Here is a 7,409-nt window from a genome sequence, read left to right on the forward strand (position 1 = left end):
TCGCCCCACACCCGTCATTCTTCGGGGTTTTTCGGCGGCTCAATCTGCCCGGCGTCGTCCTCGGGACCGGGGGAGTCAACCTTCCCCTCGGTGGCGTCTTGAGGCTTCGGCGAATGAACCGGCCCGTCGTCGGTGCTCTTCTGCACCGGCGGTGGAGCGACCCCCGCGGCGAGGTCCTGAACCGACGCAAACCGGTTCGGAAGTGCCTTCCAGATGCCCTTGAAGCTGAACGCCTGCCAGGCCCAGGGGGCCCATCTGAGGAGCTTCCAGGAGAGCCAGAGCGCCCACAGAAGCATCAGACCGCGCCAGACGTAGACAGGCAGGGAGATGATGCCTGCGGCGGGAAGCGTGCCTTCGCCCAGGCGGTCGGTGTACCAGCGCAACTCGCCGCCGTAGCTGCCCATGCCGCGCACCTGCATATCGACGTTGAGGAGCAGGTTGTGGTGAATCGCGGCGTAGAGGCAGCCCAGGGCGATGAGCGTCAGACCGACGAGCGCGAGTTGCACAAGGTTGAATTGCCACGGCGTCTGCAGGGGGGCCCGCCGGCGCCACTGGAACGCGACGAAGAATGCGACGACCGGCACAAGCACCGGGATCGGGAGTTGCGCAAGTCCCAGGGTCAGGAGCAGCCACTCATGACGGCGAAGCGGCGAGTATTTCCAGAGACCCAGCAGCGCGGCCAGGATCATTAAGAGGATGAGGTGGCTCCAGAAGAGCACCGAGGGCCCCCAGTCCGGTCCGAGCGTTTTGAGCAGCCAGCGATCCGGGCTGACGCTCATCTTCTGGTTCACGTTGACCGCCACGCTGCCGATGTCGACGGTCGGAAAACGCTCCATCAGGCTGCGTTCCCAGGGTTGTTGCCACTCGATCCGGTAGGTCTGTGAGCCGGGGCGCACCGGGAGTTGCAGCTGGTTTTCGCGGGGGCGGATCGCCGTCTCTTCGTCGTCGCGGGAGACGTTTTGGACCTCGGCACCCTCTGGAAGCGTGATGGTCTGCCAGTCACCGCGCGAGGAGCGGATCTGAAGTTCGAGGCTGGCCTGAAGAAGACGTTGGCCGGGGGTGATCTGGTAGTCGACGTTCTCGACGGTGGTGGCCTGGCCGGGGGAGCCTTCGTGGCGAGTGACCGTGACGGTGAGGGCTTCGCCGGGCCAGGGGAGCCAGCGGGGCTGGTAGAGGCCGTCGCGCACGGTTTCGATGGGGGCGATGCCTTCGTAGTCGCAGCGCCAGATGGCGCTGCATTCGGCGGTCCAGATCTCGGTCCAGGGATGCCGGGGAGCGGCGTTGAGCTCGAAGGAGGGCTGGATCGGAAGCTCGCTCTCAAAGCTCAGGCTGCCCTCGCCGCGGGGGAAGTCGAGCAGCACGTGCCCATCCTCGACGCGGAAGCCCTCGGTGATGACGGCTTCGCCTTCGAGCAGCGGGAATCGCAGGGGCCGGGGGCGATCGGTCTGAGCGCGGATAATGGTAGTGCGCATCTGCCAGGAGACGCCCAGCGCGAGGTGGCGTTGAACTTCGAACCAGGGCTCCAGGTCGCGGCTGGCGAGCTGCTCTTCGGCATCCTGGCCGGGGGCGGCATTGGCGTCGGCCAGTCGGGTGAGTTGGAGGGTGCCGTCGACGACGCCGCGGCGGTCGATGCCGTCGGCGCTCCAGTCCTCACTGATAAAGGTGGTGAGATGAGGACGGGTGGCCGGGTCGAATTGGAGGGTGAGCGAGGCGCGGTTCATCAGACGGCCGCGGACCTCCAGGCGGTGCACACCCGCGGGCAGCCGCACGCTGATGAGGCCTTCGGAGGAGCGGCGAAGCTGGTGGGTGAGCTGGCCATCGATGCGAACCTCGGTGATGCGCAGAGGATCGTCGGGGCCGGGCAGCGGCCAGCCGGCGGGCTGTTGGGCATGGACATCGGCGCGCATCACAAAGTCGAGGTCATCGACCTCGATGGTGGCCTGACTGACACTGACGCAGGGGCCCTGGCAGGCGGTCGCGGCGCTCTGGCGAGCCTTGAGGGCATCCAGCATCGCCTGGGGCGGAAACTCCTGGGCGTGGGCGGCAGGCATAAACGCGGCGCTCAGCGCCAGGAGTACACCCAGGGAGGCGGCTGCTTTTTTGCCGCCTTTCGGCGCGCGAGGCGGAGCGTTTTTCGGGGCGTCATCGTCCCCGGGGCCGCGCCAGGACATCTCGTGGCGGCTGATGATCAGGAGGGCCAGAGCGATGAGAAGGAGCAGGCGAAGCAGGGTAAGCACCGCGTTCTGAGTCGGGGAGATAAGCCAGAGGCTGACCTCGTGGCCGGCGCGCACCGGGCCGGTCCAGAGCATCTGCCAGCTCTGCCAGCTCCAGGAGGGAACCCCCGGACCGGTCTGGACCACGGCGTTGGGGTCGACCTGAAGAACGCTCTTCTCGGCCTTGCGGTACTGGCTGGCGTCGCCGGGCACCGAGCTCATGATGGCTCCCTTCGCGCGACCCGGCGGGGCCTGCGGAGCCATCTCCGCCTCGGCAAGGGCGTCCTCTTCATACTCCATAGCGTAGGTATCGGCGGCGTTGGTCCTGGCGCCATCCAGCCAGTGGTTCGTGTGGGCTTCGTAGGCCTGGGGGGCGATGGCCTGTTGAATCTGGCGGTGGGTAAACATGGCGAGCGTGATGAAGAGGGTGAGCAGCGCGGCGGCCCGGTAGAGGACCACGACTTTGCGAAAGCGACCGGAGGTCAGCACGCGCAAGAGCGCCCCGGTGGCCAGAAGATGCACCCAGATCCAGTGGGGGGCTTCCGGCATGTTGTGGGTCAGGCAGAGGGCCAGCGCGGCGGCCAGGCCCCAGGGCCAGCCGAAGAGTTTTGCAAAGCTCAGCGCGACGATGAGCACAAAGAAAAAGGCCAGGAGATCCCAGGAGTGCAGCCAGGAGCCGGCGATGGCGTCGACGCCGCGGCCGCCGAGCACCGACCAGCCCGGCGGGGTATAGAGGGTGGCGCTCAAGCTCTGAAGGTCGTGCTGCCAGCCGACGACATCGAAGCGGGAGACGCCCTCCTCGATGCGGATATCGGCGGTGACGTCGAGGGAGGCGTCGCGGATCTCGACGCCCTCCTGATCCCCGTCATCGCGCGTGATCAGCAGGTCGGTGCCGCGTTGGGCGGCCCGTCCCAGCTCGGCGCCCTCGCCATAGGTGAGGCGCCAGCCGCGGTACATCGTGCCGGTGAGCGCGTCGCGGGAGGTGGCGCCGCGGCCGTCGAGATCGAGCCAGATCTGGCGGTCGAGTTTCAGAAGGTTGGGGGAGGTGTCGAGCTGGCCGCGGCGCGTCTCCCGAAGGGTCAGCGCCTCGTCCTGGCCCGCGAGGAAGGTTGCGGTGCCGTGCCACTCCTCGGGCAGGGTGGTGCGGTCGGGGTCGACGGCGCTCAGGCCGTCGAGCTCCACCGAGCGCACGAGCTCATCGGGGAACCAGGCCCAGACCTCCCGCTCATCGAAGATGCCCTCCCGACGGGGTGGCACCCGGAGGGTTTCGACGTCTGCAGCTCCATCGTCGGTGGCGGCGGATCTCCGGGCGATCACCGCGTCAATATCGATAAAATGGGTGCCCGGGCGCACGTAGACGCTGAGCTGGCCGCCGGCCTCCACCTTGACCGGAAGCGGGGAGTGGAGCGCGATGGCGCGGGAGGCATCGAGGAGCACCTGGCCCAGCTCGACCTCCCGGGCGCGTCCGGCCACGTTGAGCTCCAGACGCGTTTTGATACGCAGGGGCACGCCGTCATCAAAGCGCCGGTAGACCGAGGCGCGCAGGCTATCAGCCTCGGTGACCGTGCCGCTGCGGCCCTCTTTGAGCCAGAGGCGGCCCTCGGCGTCGTGGCGGGGGTGGTCGACGGGCTGGCCGTTGACGGCGAGCTCAATGATGCCCAGGTGGGCGGGCACGGGGAGGACTTCGGGGAGTTCGTTCCAGGCGAAGCGGCCGCGCAGGGTGTGGGCACCGGCTTCCAGCTCGACCGTGGGGGCGGACTCTCCGGTGACGACCAGGGGCTTGCCGGCACGGGTGACGTCCTGGGGCCAGGTGCCGCGGCCGCCGGGCAGCGATACGGCCCCCTCCCGATCGAGCCAGACCTCCATCTCAAAGCTCGCGCCCCGGGGCCGGGCTTCGAGCTGAAGGCGGCCCGGCCAGGCGCACCTCAGCGTGCCTTCGAGGTTCGAGCAGCCATGGTTGGGGACCTCGGCCATGGTCCATTCGACCCAGGGCTGCAAAGGCGCGGGCACCTCGGCCTGAGCCCGGGCCTCGCCAGCGCCAAGGGAGAGGAGAAGGGCCGCCACCAGCCCGAAGAGCGTGAGCTGGCTGGCGAGGCGTCGAGTAAGAGGCATAGGCATGGTGGGACCCCCGGAGGGTGGTGGAATCAAGCAAACAAACGGTCCATGGGCGTAAACGGTGCGCTCTGGAAAAGGATCTCACAAGGGGAAAATAGGTGTGGGAGGGGCGCCGGTGGTTCGCGGTGTTGGTCGATCTGTGAGGGCGTTGGGGGGTGTGCGGATCGAGCCCGATCCCGAGCTCAAAACCCCGGTGGTGGCAAATGACGTGGGAGCCGAACCCGGGTCTGGACAGACGCATGTCGGCAAAAAGGACCCGCGGATTCGCAGGCAACCGTGAGGCTGCGGTTACTCAAGCTCACGTTCATGCAGGTCGAGCTCAAGCGGGGTCTGCTCACCCCCGATAAGCCAGCCCTCGTCGTCGGCGCGTTGGAAGGCCTCTCGGTACTCCGGGCGTATGTCGACCATGAGGCCCAGGGTGATGAAGTCGGTCAGCCCCGGTCCGGCCAGGCGCGCGATGGCGAGGCGCAGGGCGACCTGCCCGCGCGCTGAATCAAAGTAGGCGAAGCCGTAAGGAACCTGCTGTGGGTTGAGCGCGATAAACGCGCTGCCGCGGAGTCGTTCGTTAAAAAGGGTGAGAAGTTCGACCAGGGAGTCTTCGGCTTCAAAGTCGGCAACCCACCTACGCGCTTCGTCGAGCTCGGAGCGGCGGATGTGGCCCTCGGCGAGGCGGCGCTCGGCGATCTGCAAAAAAGAGGCGATCCGGTCGCTGACCCAGACGTCGTCTTTGAAGGCTTCGACGAGCGAGGCTTCCTCGACGAGCCGGGTCAGGGAGGCCGGCTCTCCTTGTTGCAGGTCGAGGGTTCGCCACGAGTTCTGAACCAGCTCGTACTCGTTGTCGGTGAACTCCGAGTACTCATGCAGGGTGACGACGGGGCCGACCCACGACTCCAGCGAGGTGGTACGCCACCCGGATGACGACTCGCCGCTGCAGTACTCCGCGGAGCGGTCGATCAGGACCTGATCCCCGGCGCTCAGGCGCTGTGCCTGGGCCTCAAGTACAAACCCTTCTCGACGCCACCGGGTGGGGGGAACGAGCTCGCGTTGCAGCGCCAGATACTCCTCGCAGGGGACCACATAGGTCGCCTCGTGGTCCGGTTCTATGACGATCGCGACGATGTACCTGCGGCGCTCGGTCAAGGGCAGATCGGGGTCTACCTGGCGAGGAGAGAATGTGGGAAAGGCTTCAAGCTCAGCCTCTCCGGTTTTGACACGCGCCAGGGCCTCGCGCAGAGGAGCCAGGGAGGCCCTGGCGAGCGCATCGGACAACGCGACACGGGCCTGCTTGACCGCGAGGTTGCTCGCTGAGAAGCAGACTCCCGGCCTATCGATCGCCAGGTCTTCGGGGGCGGCGCTCAGCGAGCAGCGCCCCTGCTCCCGGCATCCGGCCGAGTTCAGGCAATGCGCTTCGGTCGCGGCCTCGCACCCGACGCGCTCGCTGTAGGCGCATTGCCCATCCACCCGGCAGCGCTCGCTTCGGGCGCAGTCCTCCTCGGAGGCGATGACGCAGCCGGCCCCTGAGGGGCTAAGCGAGCAGCGCCCGCTCTCGATGCAGCCCCCGCTCTCCCGGCAATGCTCCACCCGGGTCGCCGCGCATTGCCCCCCGTCGTCGACGCCGCAGCGGCCGCTGTGCGTGCAACCCACAGTCTGCGCGCAGACCGACGCCGCAGCCTCACATAAGGCCGGACTCTCGCAGACCAGCTCCAGCTGCCCGAGGGAGCGGGTGACCTTCACTGCCATCTGCAACTCCTCCAGCCAGCGCTCGCCAGCGGGATTTGCCGGCTGACATAGGCCGTCGCGCGCGCACAGCTCCGAGCTTTCGCAGCATCTGGCGAGTTGAGTCCGCACGAGGGTGGAGGTCGTCAGGTAGTCTTGTAACGCGGCGCAGGAGCAGCCCTGCACACCCTGCGACTCAGCGCAGGATTGGCGCAGCGCCTCGGCGGCCGGGTCGCTCCCCCCGGCCTGCAAAAACATCTCCTCCGCCACCGAGATCAGCATCGGCTCATCGCACCTCTCGGAGCTCCCGGGTTGCGGCTCGCCAGAGGAGGGCGCGCTCGTCGTGGAGGGGGCGCTCTCAGCGAGCGATGCCTCGGAAGCCGGCCTATCCGGCGATGACGACCGACACCCCAGACTCTGAGTGAGAAGCAACGCCACGACGCTCATCGACGCGGCAAACGGAGTGAACGGAGTGAACGGAGTGAATAAAGGTCGACATCCCATCGAGGGCATCCTTGAAATCGATCAACATGTCATTGTGCCGTGGTGGCTCAATCTTGCCTGAGAAGGTGCCAGCATAGGGGGTCTTCGCGTTCATCGCGATGCGGGATTTCCTTATAGATAAAGGGGGATGTCTGACCCTCGGTCGGTTTTATGTGCCGAGCTCACTCAGGACGACGCTGACTGCGTCGCTGCGTCCTCGCGGTGGCGCTGCCACAGCTTCGTCCTGGCTCCTTGTCCAGGCCCCGCCCTGAATGTGCTCGGGTTGGCAGGTTCGCTCTGTGGTTGTGTGGTTGTGTGGTTGTGTGGCGCCTCAGGTTCGCGGAGTTGGTCGATTTGTGAGGGCGTTGGCGGGTTCGCTCTGTGGTTGTGTGGTTGTGTGGTTGTGGGGCGCCGGTGGTTCGCGGAGTTGGTCGATTTGTGAGGGCGTTGGCGGGTTCGCTCTGTGGTTGTGTGGTTGTGTGGTTGTGTGGTTGCGAGCGCCGGTGGTTCGCGATGTGGGGAGGTTCGTGTGGACCGTCGGGAACGCGATCCAGAGCCAGAACGCGACCTCGACCTCGACCTCGACCTCGACCTCGACCTCGACCTCGACCTCGATCTCGCACACCCCCCACCCCCCACACGAATCGACCCACGTCGCAAACCCCAGCGCCCCACAACCACCTAACCACAAATCTCCCAACCCTCGCAGACCTCCTGAGCCCCGCAACCACCTAACCACACCGAGAGCCCGCCAACGCCCGCACGCCCTCGTAACGCCGCACACCCCCCACCCCCCACACGAATCGACCCACGCCGCAAACCCCCGCGCCCCACAACCACCTAACCACAAATCTCCCAACCCTCGCAGACCTCCTGAGCCCC

Annotated in this window: 3 protein-coding genes; 1 reads left to right on the top strand and 2 read right to left on the bottom strand. The window is 66.9% G+C overall.

The window, feature by feature from the left end; genetic code table 11:
- Positions 1–14: 14 nt before the first annotated feature.
- The gene (locus tag EA187_RS19745) at positions 15–4,331 is read right to left on the bottom strand and encodes a hypothetical protein (protein WP_127781415.1); all 4,317 of its coding nucleotides are present in this window, start codon (positions 4,329–4,331) and stop codon (positions 15–17) included.
- A 285-nt stretch (positions 4,332–4,616) separates the two neighbouring features.
- Positions 4,617–6,326: a hypothetical protein gene (locus EA187_RS19750; RefSeq protein ID WP_127781416.1), complete on the bottom strand. Its 1,710-nt coding sequence runs from the start codon at positions 6,324–6,326 to the stop codon at positions 4,617–4,619.
- Positions 6,327–7,056: 730 nt separating this feature from the next.
- Between EA187_RS19750 and EA187_RS20520 the strand changes: the two genes are divergently transcribed.
- Positions 7,057–7,212 carry a hypothetical protein gene (locus EA187_RS20520; RefSeq protein ID WP_164856432.1) on the top strand — a complete coding sequence of 52 codons (156 nt, stop codon included), beginning with the start codon at positions 7,057–7,059 and terminating at the stop codon, positions 7,210–7,212.
- The last annotated feature ends 197 nt before the right edge of the window (positions 7,213–7,409 follow it).

The sequence above is a fragment of the Lujinxingia sediminis genome (genome assembly GCF_004005565.1).
In the GTDB taxonomy this organism is placed as follows: Bacteria; Myxococcota_A; Bradymonadia; order Bradymonadales; family Bradymonadaceae; genus Lujinxingia; species Lujinxingia sediminis.